The organism is Paraburkholderia sp. HC6.4b, from assembly GCF_014200875.1.
Classification (GTDB): Bacteria; Pseudomonadota; Gammaproteobacteria; order Burkholderiales; family Burkholderiaceae; genus Paraburkholderia; species Paraburkholderia tuberum.
Genome location: NZ_JACHDC010000010.1, coordinates 83,017 through 97,339 on the forward strand (window position 1 = coordinate 83,017; position 14,323 = coordinate 97,339).

The window sequence follows — 14,323 nt, forward strand, 5'->3', positions numbered from 1 at the left end:
CTCAGGGTGAGTTCAGCCGGGCATGCGTGCATCCGCGCGTTACGGCGCTGAATACGTGATGCGATAGATTGCGCCGGCGGTATCGTCGCTGATCAGTAGCGAACCGTCTGGCAGCGGCAACACGTCGGCGGGGCGGCCCCAGACCGATTCGCCGGGTTGCAGCCAGCCTTCGGCAAAGACCTGCTGGCGTGCGTGGCTGCCGTCAGGGTCGGTGATCACGCGCACGACGCGGTAGCCGACCTTCTTGCTGCGGTTCCACGAGCCGTGCTCGGCGATGAAGATATTGTTGCGGTAGTCGGCTGGAAACATCGGGCCGTCGTAGAAGCGCATGCCAAGCGCCGCCACGTGCGCGCCAAGCTTGACCACTGGCGGCGTGAATTCGCTGCACGGATGATCCTTGCCGAACTCGGGGTCGGGCGTGTCGCCGCCGTGACAGTACGGAAAGCCGAAGTTCATGCCGACATGCGGCGCGCGGTTGAGCTTGTCGCTCGGAATATCGTCGCCGAGCAGGTCGCGACCGTTGTCGGTGAACCACAGTTCGTGGGTGACCGGATGCCACGCGAAGCCGACCGAATTGCGGATGCCGCGCGCGACGACCTCGTAGTGGCTGCCGTCCGGGTTCATGCGGCCAATCATCGCAAAGCGGTCCGGATCTCTCTGGCAAATGTTGCACGGCGCGCCTTGCGGCACGTACAGCTTGCCATCCGGGCCGAACGCAATGAATTTCCAGCCGTGATGCGTGTCCGTCGGCAGCTTGTCGGTGACAACGACCGGTTTCGGCGGATCGTTCAGGTGCGAGTCGATCGCATCGAAGCGCACGATTTTCGACACGGCCGACACATACAGCGCGCCGTCGCGCCACGCGACGCCGGCGGGCATCTGCAGCCCGGACGCGATCACGTGGTGACCCGTCACGCGGCCGTTCCGCAGCTCGAGCGCATACACATGGCCATCGTCGCTGCCCACGTAGAGAATGCCCTTGGGCGACAACGTCATCGCGCGCGCGCTCGGCACCTCGTCCGACAACACTTCGATGTGAAAGCCCGGCGGCAGCTTGATTTTCTCGATGGGCAGCGCGGCGATTGCCGTCAACGCCTGCGCGGCGATAACCGCGGCCGCTACCGCACGTAGAATCCGGCTGCACGAGGTGCGCGAAAGTCCAGCAAAGCGTACGAAAAAGGCACAAAAGGCGAACGGAAACGGGAGTTTCGGCTGGCGTTGCACAGGCGCTCCTTCAGGTAATTCGGGCGTTTGAACGGGTTCTCGCACCTCTTGTAGAAGGTGGGTGCAGCCCGGTTCCGCAGTTTATCCCGGTAAGTGTTTGTTATGGCGTCGGTTTCCCGCTATAATCGCGTGTTTCAGTCGTTCCGAACCCCGGTTTTCAAGGATTCTAGTATGGTCATCATCCGCTTGGCTCGCGGCGGCTCCAAGAAGCGCCCGTTCTACAACATCGTCGCCACCGACTCGCGCAGCCGTCGTGACGGCCGCTTCATCGAGCGCGTCGGTTTCTACAACCCGGTCGCTACGAAGGGCGAGTCCCTGCGTATCGCTCAGGATCGCCTGACGTACTGGCAAGGTGTTGGCGCGCAACTGTCGCCGACCGTCGAACGTCTCGTGAAGGAAGCGCAAAAGGCGCAGCCGGCTGCTTGATATGGCGGCCCGCAGGCGTATCGTCGTCGGTTCGGCCGGCGGCTCGCGCAACTCGCGTGAGCAGTCCGATGCGCAATTTGTTTTACTGAAGCAGACGCCAAAGCAGGCTGCGAAGTTGTTGTCGAGGTTATTCGATGTCTGAGCGTGATTCCGGCAGTTCTGGTAGCGTCAAGGCAGCTTCGCGCGCAAAGGCGTCTGGTCAGGCGTCGTTCGGTGCATTCGTCCGCAAGCCGGTCGAACGAACCGACGGCAAGGCGAAAGAGGCGCAAGCCAATGCCGCGAACGCCGATTTCGAAGCGGCAGAAATGCGCATCGAAACGGCGGCAAGCTGGCCGGCCGATGCGGTCGAAGTCGGCGCAATCGTCGACGCCTATGGTCTCAAAGGCTGGGTCAAGGTAGCCGCGCATGCGGATGCCGGGCAAGGCGGCGACGTCTTGCTGAGCGCGAAACGCTGGTGGCTGGTGAAAGGCCAGGAGCGCAAATCGGCGCCGTCCTTGCAGGCCAAAACACATAGCGACAGCGTGGTCGCCCGTCTGGGTGGCGTCGCTGACCGCGATACGGCGTTGGCTTTGCGCGGTTCCCGCGTATACATCGGCCGTAGCGAATTTCCGGCGCTCGAAGCCGACGAATTCTACTGGGTCGATCTGATCGGCCTGGACGTGGTGAATCTCGCCGGGCTCAACCTCGGCAAAGTCGCCAGCATGATCGACAACGGCGCGCAGTCGGTGCTGCGCATCGAATATCCGGCTACCGACAAAAACGGCAAGCCGGTCGCAGGCGAGCGTTTGATCCCGTTCGTCGGCGTCTTTGTCAAAACGGTGGACCAGGCGGCAAAGCATATCGTCGTCGACTGGGAAGCTGACTATTGAAATCTATCGTTGAGCGGGGAGAGCGATGCAGTTCGATGTCGTGACGCTCTTTCCAGAAATGTTCCGCGCGCTGACTGACTGGGGTATCACCAGCCGGGCCGCGAAGCAGCAGCGCTATGGGTTGCGTACGTGGAATCCGCGCGATTTCACGACCGACAACTACCGCACGATCGACGATCGCCCATACGGCGGCGGCCCCGGCATGGTTATGCTGGCCCGGCCGCTCGAAGACGCGATCAGTGCCGCGAAAGCGGCGCAGTCGGAGCAGGGCATCGGCGCGGCGCGCGTCGTGATGATGTCGCCGCAAGGCGCCACACTGAATCACGAGCGCGTGATGAAGTTCGCGGCCGAACCCGGTCTGATCGTGTTGTGCGGGCGTTACGAAGCGATCGACCAGCGTCTGCTGGACCGTGTAGTCGACGAAGAAGTAAGCCTTGGCGACTTCGTGCTGTCGGGCGGCGAGTTGCCCGCGATGGCGTTGATGGATGCGGTCGTGCGTCAGTTGCCTGGCGTGCTGAACGACTCACAGTCGGCGGTGCAGGATAGCTTCGTCGATGTGCTGCTCGATTGTCCGCACTACACGCGTCCCGAGGAATACGAGGGCGTGCGGGTGCCTGATGTGCTGCTCGGCGGCCATCATGCGGAAATCGAAGCGTGGCGGCGGCGCGAAGCATTGCGCAACACGTTGAACAAGCGGCCCGATCTGATCGTGAAGGCCAGAAAGAACAGAATGCTGAGCCGTGCCGACGAGGCGTGGCTCGCGAGTCTCGCGAAGGAAGAGCCGAAGGCCTGAGGCCCCGGTCTTTCGAGCGGACACAAGGCGGTGCCGTGCATGCGTGTGCGGTACCAGATGTGAACCCATCCTCTATCGGGGCCGTAGCCGAACGCAGTAAGCGCGTGAGGCAGGTACGAACGCCGACAAGATGGATCTAGGAGTCAGTGATGAATCTGATTGCAAAACTCGAGCAGGAAGAAATCGCGCGCGTTCTCGGCGAAAAGACCATTCCGGATTTTGGTCCGGGCGATACGGTCATCGTAAGCGTGAACGTGGTTGAAGGCACGCGTAAGCGTGTGCAGGCTTACGAAGGCGTCGTGATCGCCAAGCGTAACCGTGGTCTGAATTCGTCGTTCATCGTCCGTAAGATTTCGTCGGGCGAAGGCGTCGAGCGTACGTTCCAGACGTATTCGCCGCTGCTGGCTAGCATCGTCGTCAAGCGTCGCGGCGATGTGCGTCGTGCGAAGCTGTACTATCTGCGCGAGCGTTCGGGCAAGTCGGCTCGAATCAAGGAAAAGCTGGTCTCGAAAGACCGCGCTGCTTCCCAAGCGTAAATGCTGTAAGAAAAAGCACCCCTCGCGGGTGCTTTTTTGTTGGCCAGGTCAAAATAGCGGCATGTCCACGCTCATCAGAGAGACCCGTTGATCCGCCCCGTCTTTGAGCCCGAAACTCTGCCTGTCATCGCGACAGGCGCCGATCTGCCACCGGTCGCGCGCGAGCGTCTGACGCCCGATGCACTGCGGGCGCGCTTTGATCGGCAGCTTGCCTGGACACCCGAGAAAATTGCCGATGCGCCGTGGCGCAATACCGACCTCGATCCGCGCGTGGCCGCGGTGCTGGTGCCGCTCGTCGTGCGCGCGCATGGTCTTACCGTGTTGCTCACGCAGCGCGCGGACCATCTGAACGATCACGCCGGTCAGGTGAGTTTTCCCGGCGGCCGCCAGGAACCGTTCGACGCTGATGCGACTGCTACGGCTCTGCGCGAAGCGCGCGAAGAGGTGGGCCTCGACGCGTCGCGCGTCGAAGTTCTCGGCGCGTTGCCCGACTATCTCACTGGCACCGGCTTTCGCGTGTCGCCGGTCGTCGCTCTTGTGCACCCGCCGTTCTCGCTGGAGATCGATACGCTCGAAGTGGCCGAGGTCTTCGAAGTGCCGCTCGCGTTCCTGATGGACCCGTCCAACCACGAAGAGCGCCTGTTCCGCTACGAGGGCGGAGAGCGCCGCTTCTTCGCGATGCCGTATCCGCGCGGCGAATTGACGGCGGCTCCGGAGGCCGCCGAGCAGCGCGGCGCGCACCACGCGCAGACGGTCACGCCAGCAGCCGTGCAAGGCGGCCATCATTTCATCTGGGGCGCGACGGCGGCGATGCTGCGCAACCTGTATCGGTTCCTCGCCGCATAAATTACGTGACTCGCATCGCCGCGTCGACGATGCACAGTTGCGCGAACGACGCACTTGTCGGCGCTTTGTCAGCGTCCGCGTTCAGACTCATCCGACCCTGTGCTATCGTTATAAAACAATCGTAAAAAACTTAAAAAGCACGGCGCATCGCATGACTTTTTTCTCCGTATTGCTGGCTCTGATCATTGAACAGGTACGCGCGCTGTCGCCGAACAATCCGTTGTCCGCGTTGCTTCAATACCATGCGGAGTCGGCGGCGCACGGATTCGATGCTGGCAAGCAACGTCACGGTCTGCTCGCGTGGCTCGTCGTGGTGGTGCCCTGGACGCTCGCGGCCGCGCTCGTCTACTACGTGCTGTATCACATTCACTTCATGCTCGCGTTCCTGTGGAACGTCGTGGTGCTGTACTTCACGCTCGGCTTCCGGCAGTTCAGCCATTACTTCACCGACATCCATCTCGCGTTGAACAACGACGACGTGCCACGCGCGCGCGAAATTCTCAACGAATGGACGGGGCTCGAGACCGTCGACATGCCGGTCAGCGAGATCGTGCGTCACACGCTGATCCACGCGGTGGTCGCGTCGCATCGTCATGTGTTCGGCGTGTTCTTCTGGTTCCTGATTCCGGCCGGTCCCGCTGGCGCGGTGCTGTACCGTTGCGCGGAATATCTCGCGCGCGCATGGGCGCGGCCGGCCGACGACCGCACCGTCGCGTTTTCGAGCTTCGCGCAGCGCGCGTTCTTCGTGATCGACTGGGTGCCGGCGCGGCTGACGTCGCTGGGCTTTGCGATCGTCGGCAATTTCGAGGATGCGATTTACGCGTGGCGCAATCATGCGCGGCAGTGGCCCGATACGAACGACGGCGTGTTGCTCGCCGCGGGCAGCGGGGCGCTCGGCGCGCGCCTGGCCGGGCCACTCGCGGAGCCGTCGAGCCTCGACGCGCTCGCCACCGGCGACGGCGGTCCGATGCAGGTCGGCGACGACTGCACGCCGCGCACGCTGCAATCGGCAGTGGGGCTGGTGTGGCGTGCAGTCGTACTGTGGATGATCCTGCTGTTGATGCTGACCATCGCGGTGTGGCTCGCCTGAAGCGGCGAGGCCACGCGCGCAGCACAAGAAGAAGCCGGGCAATGCCCGGCTTCTTCAATTCCCGACTCCGCTTCACCCCTTCAACGGATCGCGCACGGTCCCGCATTGCCAGCACACGGTGAACTGCGCCTCGAGCACCTCGCCGCACTGCTGACATTGCCATGGAGGCGCGCCCGGTGCCGGTCCTCGCGAGGCCGCTTCGATCAGCCGCCGCGCGATCGCCTCATCGCGTTCATCGACGAGCCACAACTCCGGCGCGCACTGGTCGGCCGGAATCTCGCCGAGCGCACCGTTCAGATAGCGGTTGTGCAGCTCGCAAGCGATGCCCGCGGTCTCCAGCACGTTGACCCAATGCTGTCCGATGATCAGGTTCGGCGCGCGCATCAGTTTCATGTCAGCGGACAATCTGGCTCGCCTCGTGCACGAGCTGCGCATAAAGCGCATGCCGTTCGCGGCGGATACGCCCGTCGGCGACGGCTTCGAGGATCGCGCAGCCAGGCTCGTGCAAATGATGGCAGTTATAGAAACGGCAGTTTGGCAGCAGCGGCCGGAACTCGGGGAACGCGCGTTCGAGCCGGCCTTCGGTCAGGTGATGCAGGCCGAATTCCTGAAAGCCCGGCGAGTCGATCAGCGCGCCGGCCGCGCCGTTGACGCCATTCACGCCGGTCGTGCCCTCCGACTGCGGCAGCGGATAAAGACGCGTGAACGTCGTGGTATGGCGCCCGCTGTTCAACGCGGTCGAGATCTCGCGCGTCGCGACTTCGGCATCGGGAATCAGCAGGTTCACGAGTGTCGATTTGCCCATGCCGGACTGGCCGAGCAGCAGCGTCGCGTGACCCTGCAGATGTTCGGTCAGCGTGGCGCGTGCCGCCTCGGGCTGCATGCGGATCGACGCTTCGAGCACCGGATAGCCGAGCGCGCGATACGGCTCGAGCCGCTTGCGCGCGCCGTCCAGAGCATCGGTGACGTCGATCTTGTTCAGCACGATCAGCGGCTTCAATTCGTTCGCCTCGGCGGCGACGAGCGCGCGGCCGAGCAGATCCTCGCTGAAATGCGGCTCGGTGGCGAGCACGATCAGCAACTGGTCGAGGTTCGCGGCGAACAGCTTCGACTTGTACTGATCCGAGCGATACAGCAGATTGCGCCGCTCGCCGATCTCGACGATCACGCCTTGATCCGCCGAGGTCGGCTCATAGATCACGCGATCGCCGACCGCGACCTCGCTGCGCTTGCCGCGTGGGAAACATTGCAGCAACGCGCCGCCGTCTTCAGGAGCGACCAGATAGTGGCGGCCGTGCGCGGCCACCACGAGGCCGCCCGTGCGCACGCCGTACATGCCGGATGCGGTGGCCGACGCGCCGCGCGACGCCTTCTTCGGAGCGCGGCCGCTCATGCGTGCTGCAGCAGTCGGTCGATCCGCTGCGAGGCCGGCGGATGCGAATAGTAGAACGCGGTGTAGATCGGATCGGGCGTCAGCGTCGACGCGTTGTCCTCGTACAGCTTGACGAGCGCGTTGACGAGATCGTGCGCGTCGGTTTGCGTCGCCGCGAACGCGTCGGCTTCGAACTCGTGCTTGCGCGAGCTGAGACTGCCAAGCGGCGTGACGAAGAACATGAACACGGGAAGCGCGAGGAAGAACAGCACGAGCGCGAGTCCGCTATTGCCGCCGACGAGCGACGGCCGCACGCCGAGCCCTTCGTAGAACCACACGCATTGCGTCAGCCAGCCGAGCAGCGCGAGCATCGCGAGGCTGATCGCGAACGTCACCAGCATGCGCTTCATCACGTGACGACGCTTGAAGTGGCCGAGCTCGTGCGCGAGCACCGCTTCGATCTCGCGGCCCGACAGGCGCGCGAGCAGCGTGTCGAAAAACACGATGCGCTTGCTCGCGCCGAAGCCGGTGAAGTACGCGTTGCCGTGTGCCGAACGGCGGCTGCCGTCCATCACGAACAGGCCCTTCGCGGCAAAGCCGCAGCGCTTCATCAGCGCCTCGATGCGGGTCACGAGCGCTTCATCCTTCAGCGGCTCGAACTTGTTGAAGAGCGGCGCGATGAAGGTCGGGAAAATCAGCAGGCCGAACATCTGGAACGCGACCCACACGACCCATGCCCACAGCCACCACAGGTTGCCCGCGCGGTTCATCAGCCACAGCACGACGAACAACAACGGCAGGCCGAACGCGATGCCGAGCAGCGCGCCCTTCAGACGGTCGAAAAAGAACAGGCTTTTGCTCATGCGATTGAAGCCGAAGCGTTGCTCGACGACGAACTGCCGGTAGTAATCGAACGGCAGGTCGATCGCGCTCGTGATCGCGATCACAGCGGCAACCAGCGCGATCTGACCGACGTAGCCGCGGCCGAGCCAGTCGGAGATCGCGAGATCGAGCAATTGCACGCCGCCGAGCAGCGTGAGCCAGATCAGCACGGCCGCGCCGACGACGATCTCGACCATCGCGAGCCGCGTGCGCTCGACCGTGTAGTCGGCCGCGCGCTGATGCGCGGTGAGCGCGATGGTGTTCGCGAACTGGCTCGGCACCTGTTCGCGATGCGCGACGACGAAGCGGATCTGCCGCGACGCGAGCCAGAGTTTGGTGCCGACCATCGCGACGACGGCGACGACGAACAGGGCGGTGAAGTACAGGGTAGGCATCCGGGGATTCCGTGGTATCTATGCGAGAATTATATGTTTCTTCCCGCCTTGCGGCGGAGATACGGTTTAAAGCGACGGTTCAGCGCAAGAGCTCCGGGTAGCAGTTCAGGGCGGCGCTTTGGCGCGGCCGGCCCGGCTCGAACCGCGCCAATCGATTTCAAACGAACACATGCCGCGCCGCGCGGGTTTCCAGCGAAGCCCGCCGCGCGGCCCTCAGGGTTGCCTTCATGACTGACATCCTCGCATCCACCGAACAGCCGCCGCTCGTGCGCAGCGACATGAATCTCGTCTGGCTGGACATGGAAATGACCGGGCTCGAGCCCGACACCGACCGCATCATCGAGATCGCGGTGGTGGTGACGAATTCGACGCTCGACAGGATGGTCGAAGGTCCGGTGCTCGCGATTCATCAGAGCGATGAAACGCTCGCGAAGATGGACGCGTGGAACCAGAACACGCATGGCCGCTCGGGGCTGATCGATCGCGTGAAGGCGTCGACGGTCAGCGAGGCCGACGCGACCGCACAGATCCGCGAGTTCCTCGGCCAGTACGTGCCGCCGGGCAAGTCGCCGATGTGCGGCAACTCGATCTGCCAGGACCGCCGCTTCATGGCGCGCTGGATGCCGGATCTGGAGAGCTTCTTCCACTACCGCAACCTCGACGTGAGTACGCTGAAGGAGCTGTGCCGGCGCTGGCAGCCGGTCATCTACAAGGGCTTCCAGAAGCGCGCGATGCACACGGCGCTGGCCGATATCCACGAGTCGATCGACGAGCTGAAGTACTACCGCGAGCATTTCCTCGTGCCGTCGGCGCCGGACGCCGCCGCGAGCGCTCAGTAAAGCGCGGGCCTGCACGGGCAGGCCCCGAACCTCGAACCTCAGTCTTGCCGCGGCGCGCGTTGCGCGCTTTTCGGCCGGAACGCCTTGACCACGTCGACGTTCGTTTCTACGTAAGGGCCGCCGATCAGGTCGATGCAGTACGGCACCGCCGCGAAAATCCCTGGCACCTTGACCATGCCGTCATCGCGCAGGCCTTCCAGCGTTTCCCTGATGGATTTCGGCTGGCCGGGCAGGTTGATGATCAGCGCGGCGTGTCGTTCGGTTTCGCGGATCACCGCGACCTGGCGCGACAGGATCGCGGTCGGCACGAAATTCAGGCTGATCTGCCGCATCTGCTCGCCGAAGCCGGGCATCTCCCTGGTCGCGACAGCGAGCGTCGCCTCGGGCGTCACGTCGCGGCGCGACGGTCCGGTGCCCCCGGTCGTCAGCACCAGATCGCAGCCCACTTCGTCGACCAGCTCGATCAGCGTCGCCGAGATGGTCGGCGCGTCGTCGGCGATCAGCCGCGTGACCACCTGCCATGGCGAGCTCAAGGCCGCGCCGAGCCACTCCTGCAACGCCGGAATGCCCTTGTCCTCGTACACGCCCGTCGACGCGCGGTCGCTGATCGACACGAGGCCGATCACGATTTCGTCGGGGTGCTGACGTTGCTTACGTCGATCAGGCGTCGCGGTCGTCATCGTCGTCTTCCGCGGCGAGGTTGGGGTCGTGCGCTTCTTGCGCTTCGTCGTCGGTGCCGGCCGCGCTCTTGATCCACTGGAACAACTCGCGGAAGTAGCGCGGCGGCTTGCTCTGCTCCGCTTCCTTGCGCGCGTTGCGGATCAGCGTGCGGCCCTGCTGCGGGTCGGCGCTCGGGTGCTGGCGGATGAACTCGGTCAGCGCGGCGTCGTCGGCCAGCAGCTTTTCGCGGGTGCGCTCGATCCAATGGAGCTTCGCCGTCTCCGACTTGTTGATGCCCTTGTAGGTGTCGAGCGCGGTGCGCAGCGCGGCGGTTTCGGTGTCGAGCAGCGAGCGCATCACGCGGCCGACGTACTGGATCTGGCGGCGCTTGCCTTCGTGGTCGGTGATGCGGCGCGCTTCGCGCACGGCTTCGTCGAGCTTTTCGGGCATCGGCATGCGCTTGAGCGCGTCTTTCGGCAGCGCGACGAGTTCCAAGCCCAGATCCTGCAACGCCTGCATTTCGCGTTTGACCTGGGACTTGCTCGGACGATCGTAGCCGTTTTCGTCGACTTCCGTGACGACGGATTCGATCGGTTGAATGCGGGTTTTGCGTGTCATGCCGGTATTGTAACTTGCCGCGCCGGCCCGACCCGCGGCGGCGCGTACCTTGCTATGATCGCGGGATGCATCTATCCCGCACCCGCGCGCCTGCCCCGAATACGGTGTGCATACCCAGGGCCGCGCGGCCCCAACAGGACGGCAACCACAATGGCAGCAGACATGGACGTCAAGCAGCGCTTTTTTCCGCATACCCAGGATGAGCTGAAGGAAATCGCCTCGGACATCCTTCGTCACGCGAAGGCGCTCGGCGGCACCGACGCCGCGACCGAAATCTCCGAAGGCGACGGCCTGTCCGTCTCGGTACGGCGTGGCGAAGTCGAGACGATCGAGCACAACCGCGACAAGATGGTCGGCGTGACGGTGTTCATCGGCAACAAACGCGGTAACGCGAGCACCTCGGACTTCTCGCCGCAGGCATTGAAGGACACGGTCGCGGCCGCCTACAACATCGCGCGCTTCACCGCCGAAGACAATTGCGCGGGCCTCGCCGAAGCGGAGCTGCTCGAAACCGCGCCGCGCGACCTCGATCTGTACCACCCGTGGAATCTGTCCGCCGACGAAGCGGTCGAAATCGCGCGCCGCGCCGAAGACGCCGCGTTCGCGACCGATCCGCAGATCAAGAACTCGGAAGGCGCGAGCGTGTCGGCACAGCACTCGCAGTTCGTGCTGGCGACCTCGCGCGGCTTCCTCTCCGGCTATCCGTATTCGCGCCACTACGTCGCGTGCGCGCCGATCGCCGGCAGCGGCCGCAACATGCAGCGCGACGACTGGTACACGTCGACGCGCAGCGCCGACGAACTCGCCGATCCCGAAGCGGTCGGTCGTTACGCGGCGCAGCGCGCGCTCGCGCGCATCGGCGCGCGCGGCCTCGACACGCGCAAGGTGCCGGTGCTGTTCGAGGCGCCGCTCGCGGCGGGCCTGCTCGGCGCATTCGTGCAGGCGACGAGCGGCGGCGCGCTGTATCGCAAGACTTCGTTTCTGGTCGACAGCCTCGGCAAGCCGGTGTTCGCGCCGCACGTGCAGGTGGTCGAAGACCCGCACGTCGCGCGCGCGATGGGCAGCGCGCCGTTCGACGAGGAAGGCGTGCGCACGCGCCAGCGCTCGGTCGTGAAGGACGGCGTCGTCGAGGGCTATTTCCTGTCCACCTACTCGGCGCGCAAGCTCGGCATGAAGACCACCGGCAACGCGGGCGGCTCGCACAACCTGTCGCTGCTCAGTTCGAACACGCGCCCCGAGGACGACTTCGAGGCGATGCTGAAGAAGCTCGGCACGGGTCTGCTGCTGACCGAGCTGATGGGGCAGGGCGTCAATTACGTGACCGGCGACTACTCGCGCGGCGCGTCGGGTTTCTGGGTCGAGAACGGCAAGATCCAGTATCCGGTCGAGGAAATCACGGTCGCGAGCACGCTGCAGGAGATGTTCCGCCATATCGTCGCGATCGGCGCGGATACGATCACGCGCGGTACCAAGCAGACCGGCTCGGTGCTGATCGAGCGGATGACGATCGCGGGGCAGTAAGCCGCACGGCGCGTTCCAACGCAGCCCCGTATCAAACGAAAACGCCACGCAACTGAACGTTGCGTGGCGTTTTTTATCGCTTGCGCGGCGCGCGCCCTCAGACGTCCTTGCGCTGATAAGTGACGAATGCGTAATCGAAGTCGTTGGGCGCATTCGAGTGATGCGCTTCGCGCGCGATTTCTTCCCACACTTGCGGGTCGATCGCGGGGAGGGTCGCGTCGCCGTCGAAGTCGGCGGCGATTTCGGTGACGATCAGCTTGTCCGCATGGCGCAGCCCTTCGTCGTAGAGCTCTGCGCCGCCGATCAGAAACGCCTGCGGCGCCTGGTCCTGCGCGGCGAGCGCGAGCGCTTCGTCGAGATTGGTCGCGGTGTCGCAGCCCTGAAAGCGTCGCGAGGCATCGCGCGTGACGACGATGTTGCGGCGTCCCGGCAGTGGCCGGCCGATCGATTCATGCGTTTTGCGGCCCATGATGATGGGCGCGCCCATCGTCGTGCGCTTGAAGAATTTGAGGTCTTCGGGCAGTCGCCAGGGCAACTGGTTGTCGCGGCCGATCACGCCGTTGCTGGCGCGAGCGACGATCAGGGTGAGCGTCGTCATCGAATGGAAAGAGGAGGGTAACCGGGCGATTCTACCCGAGCCGTCGATCCACACCGACGCGTACCCGCCGCTCACGCCCGCGCCGGCCCGTCCGCGGGGAGCGCTCCCTTGTCGTCGGCGCTGCCCGGTTCGCGCAAGCCGTGCACGCCCATCAGCCGATACAGCGTCACGCGGGAGATGTTCAGATCCACCGCCGCCTCGTTCAACCGGTGCCGATGGCGCAGCAGCGCGGCCTCGATCGCGCGCTTCTCGGCAGCCTCGCGCGCCTGCGTGAGCGTCATGCTTTCCTGCTCGGTGTAGCCCGCGAGGTCGAGGTCGTCGGCCGAGATCAGCTTGTTCTCGGCCATCACGATCGCGCGGCGTACGCGGTTGATCAGCTCGCGCACGTTGCCGGGCCAGTTGTAGTTGTAGAGCGCCTCGATCGCCGACGGCGTGAAGCCGCGAATCTTGCGCGCGTTGTCGGTCTTGAACTTGTGCAGCATGTGGTACGCGAGAATCTCGATGTCCCGCCCCCGCGCGCGCAGCGGCGGCTCATCGACGCGCAGCACGCACAGGCGATGAAACAGATCCGCACGGAACTGGCCCTCGCGCATCGCGCCGTCGAGATCGACGTGGGTCGCCGAGATGATGCGCACGTCGACCGGAATCGATTCGCGTCCGCCGAGCCGCTCGATCTTGCCTTCCTGCAGAAAGCGCAGCAGGCTCGCCTGGCTTTCGAGCGGCAGATCGCCGATCTCGTCGAGAAACAGCGTGCCGCCGTCTGCCGCCTCGACGCGGCCGATCTTGCGCTGATTCGCGCCGGTAAAGGCGCCGCGCTCGTAGCCGAACAGTTCGGATTGAAGCAGATGAGGCGGGATCGCGCCGCAGTTGATCGGCGTGAAAGGCGCCTTGCGGCGCGGCGAGCGCTCGTGGATCGCGAGCGCGGTCAGCTCCTTGCCAGTGCCCGATTCGCCCGCGATGAACACGCTCGCGTCGGTGTTCGCGACCTTGCGGATCGTGCGAAAAAGCTGTTGCATCGCCTCGCAGGTGCCGACCATTTCCTCGTCGCCCGCTTCGCTGACGGGGGGCGGAAGTTCCGGGTCGCACAGCGCGACCATGCCGAACGCGTGGCCGGCCAGATAGTCGATCGTGGCGTGCGCGACGGGCAGCTTCACGAAGTCGAAGCAGTAGTGGCGCACGAGGCGTCGCACGAGCGGATCGTCGAGCCGCTCGTTGGTCGCCAGCGCGATCCAGCCGATCTGCTGCTGACGCAGGCTCGCCTCGAGCCCGCCGATGTCGCGCGGCGCGAAGCTCGCCAGATCGACGATCCCCGCGCATGCGATGTCAGGTTTCACGAGCCGCCCGAGTTCGTGCGCCGAGCGCGCCGCCGCGACCTGCCAGCCGCGGCTTTTCAGATGCGCGATCAGCGTTTCGTCGGGCGTGCGCGCGACGTACAGCAACTGTCGCTCGACGCCGCGCACCGCGGCGCTCGCCGGGGCGCCGGCTTCGTTGCTTGCCGGTGGGGGAACGCCCGGCGCCGCCGCGGACTCGGCGGACGGCATTGCGGCGCGCTGCTTCGGCACCGCGAGCGACAGATGCGATCCCGCTGCCGCGACGGAAGCCACACTGGTCAGATGAGGTGATTCACGCACGTTCGACCTCGTATCGTTGGCAC

Annotated in this window: 16 protein-coding genes; 8 read left to right on the forward strand and 8 right to left on the reverse strand. The window is 64.8% G+C overall.

Annotation, left to right across the window (positions count from 1 at the left end; all coding sequences use genetic code 11):
• Positions 1 to 39: 39 nt before the first annotated feature.
• Positions 40 to 1,224, reverse strand: a complete 1,185-nt coding sequence (locus tag HDG34_RS16760) for a sorbosone dehydrogenase family protein (RefSeq protein WP_184061360.1) — start codon at positions 1,222 to 1,224, stop codon at positions 40 to 42.
• Positions 1,225 to 1,395: 171 nt separating this feature from the next.
• Between HDG34_RS16760 and rpsP the strand changes: the two genes are divergently transcribed.
• The 6 genes from rpsP (at position 1,396) to HDG34_RS16790 (ending at position 5,784) form a co-directional block, all read left to right on the forward strand.
• Positions 1,396 to 1,650 (forward strand): 30S ribosomal protein S16, encoded by a 255-nt coding sequence (gene rpsP, locus HDG34_RS16765; protein ID WP_013090118.1) that lies wholly within the window; start codon positions 1,396 to 1,398, stop codon positions 1,648 to 1,650.
• A gap of 134 nt (positions 1,651 to 1,784) precedes the next feature.
• Complete coding sequence (gene rimM / locus HDG34_RS16770; RefSeq protein WP_184061361.1) at positions 1,785 to 2,519, forward strand: ribosome maturation factor RimM; 735 nt, start codon at positions 1,785 to 1,787, stop codon at positions 2,517 to 2,519.
• A 25-nt stretch (positions 2,520 to 2,544) separates the two neighbouring features.
• Positions 2,545 to 3,312 carry a tRNA (guanosine(37)-N1)-methyltransferase TrmD gene (gene trmD, locus HDG34_RS16775; RefSeq protein ID WP_184061362.1) on the forward strand — a complete coding sequence of 256 codons (768 nt, stop codon included), beginning with the start codon at positions 2,545 to 2,547 and terminating at the stop codon, positions 3,310 to 3,312.
• A gap of 149 nt (positions 3,313 to 3,461) precedes the next feature.
• Positions 3,462 to 3,848 (forward strand): 50S ribosomal protein L19, encoded by a 387-nt coding sequence (gene rplS / locus HDG34_RS16780; RefSeq protein ID WP_013090115.1) that lies wholly within the window; start codon positions 3,462 to 3,464, stop codon positions 3,846 to 3,848.
• A gap of 87 nt (positions 3,849 to 3,935) precedes the next feature.
• The gene (locus HDG34_RS16785; protein WP_184061363.1) at positions 3,936 to 4,694 is read left to right on the forward strand and encodes a CoA pyrophosphatase; all 759 of its coding nucleotides are present in this window, start codon (positions 3,936 to 3,938) and stop codon (positions 4,692 to 4,694) included.
• A gap of 151 nt (positions 4,695 to 4,845) precedes the next feature.
• Positions 4,846 to 5,784: a CobD/CbiB family protein gene (locus HDG34_RS16790; RefSeq protein WP_184061364.1), complete on the forward strand. Its 939-nt coding sequence runs from the start codon at positions 4,846 to 4,848 to the stop codon at positions 5,782 to 5,784.
• A gap of 72 nt (positions 5,785 to 5,856) precedes the next feature.
• Here HDG34_RS16790 and HDG34_RS16795 read toward each other — a convergent pair whose 3' ends face one another.
• From HDG34_RS16795 to HDG34_RS16805, 3 genes are read right to left on the reverse strand one after another with little or no spacing between them, the layout of a single operon-like run.
• Positions 5,857 to 6,177 (reverse strand): DUF2007 domain-containing protein, encoded by a 321-nt coding sequence (locus HDG34_RS16795; protein WP_184006321.1) that lies wholly within the window; start codon positions 6,175 to 6,177, stop codon positions 5,857 to 5,859.
• A gap of 1 nt (position 6,178) precedes the next feature.
• Positions 6,179 to 7,177 carry a ribosome small subunit-dependent GTPase A gene (gene rsgA / locus HDG34_RS16800; protein ID WP_184061365.1) on the reverse strand — a complete coding sequence of 333 codons (999 nt, stop codon included), beginning with the start codon at positions 7,175 to 7,177 and terminating at the stop codon, positions 6,179 to 6,181.
• Entirely contained in the window at positions 7,174 to 8,433 is a 1,260-nt protein-coding gene (locus HDG34_RS16805) for a M48 family metallopeptidase (protein WP_184061366.1), read from the reverse strand. The genes rsgA and HDG34_RS16805 overlap by 4 nt, the downstream gene beginning before the upstream one ends.
• 227 nt (positions 8,434 to 8,660) lie before the next feature.
• On the opposite strand from HDG34_RS16805, the gene orn reads away from it, so the two are divergent.
• Complete coding sequence (orn, locus tag HDG34_RS16810) at positions 8,661 to 9,272, forward strand: oligoribonuclease (RefSeq protein WP_090801266.1); 612 nt, start codon at positions 8,661 to 8,663, stop codon at positions 9,270 to 9,272.
• Between the two features lie 38 nt (positions 9,273 to 9,310).
• Here the strand turns inward: orn and mog are convergent, their stop codons facing one another.
• Both mog and yjgA read right to left on the reverse strand, forming a co-directional pair.
• On the reverse strand, positions 9,311 to 9,952 hold the full coding sequence (mog, locus tag HDG34_RS16815) for a molybdopterin adenylyltransferase (protein WP_090801264.1): 642 nt from the start codon (positions 9,950 to 9,952) through the stop codon (positions 9,311 to 9,313).
• The gene (yjgA, locus tag HDG34_RS16820) at positions 9,933 to 10,550 is read right to left on the reverse strand and encodes a ribosome biogenesis factor YjgA (RefSeq protein WP_184061367.1); all 618 of its coding nucleotides are present in this window, start codon (positions 10,548 to 10,550) and stop codon (positions 9,933 to 9,935) included. Before yjgA ends, mog begins: the two co-directional genes overlap by 20 nt.
• 150 nt (positions 10,551 to 10,700) lie before the next feature.
• On the opposite strand from yjgA, the gene pmbA reads away from it, so the two are divergent.
• Positions 10,701 to 12,071: a metalloprotease PmbA gene (gene pmbA / locus HDG34_RS16825; RefSeq protein WP_184061368.1), complete on the forward strand. Its 1,371-nt coding sequence runs from the start codon at positions 10,701 to 10,703 to the stop codon at positions 12,069 to 12,071.
• 97 nt (positions 12,072 to 12,168) lie between these two features.
• Here pmbA and HDG34_RS16830 read toward each other — a convergent pair whose 3' ends face one another.
• The gene (locus HDG34_RS16830; RefSeq protein ID WP_184061487.1) at positions 12,169 to 12,669 is read right to left on the reverse strand and encodes a dihydrofolate reductase; all 501 of its coding nucleotides are present in this window, start codon (positions 12,667 to 12,669) and stop codon (positions 12,169 to 12,171) included.
• Between the two features lie 71 nt (positions 12,670 to 12,740).
• Positions 12,741 to 14,300: a sigma-54 dependent transcriptional regulator gene (locus tag HDG34_RS16835; RefSeq protein ID WP_184061369.1), complete on the reverse strand. Its 1,560-nt coding sequence runs from the start codon at positions 14,298 to 14,300 to the stop codon at positions 12,741 to 12,743.
• Positions 14,301 to 14,323: the final 23 nt, after the last annotated feature.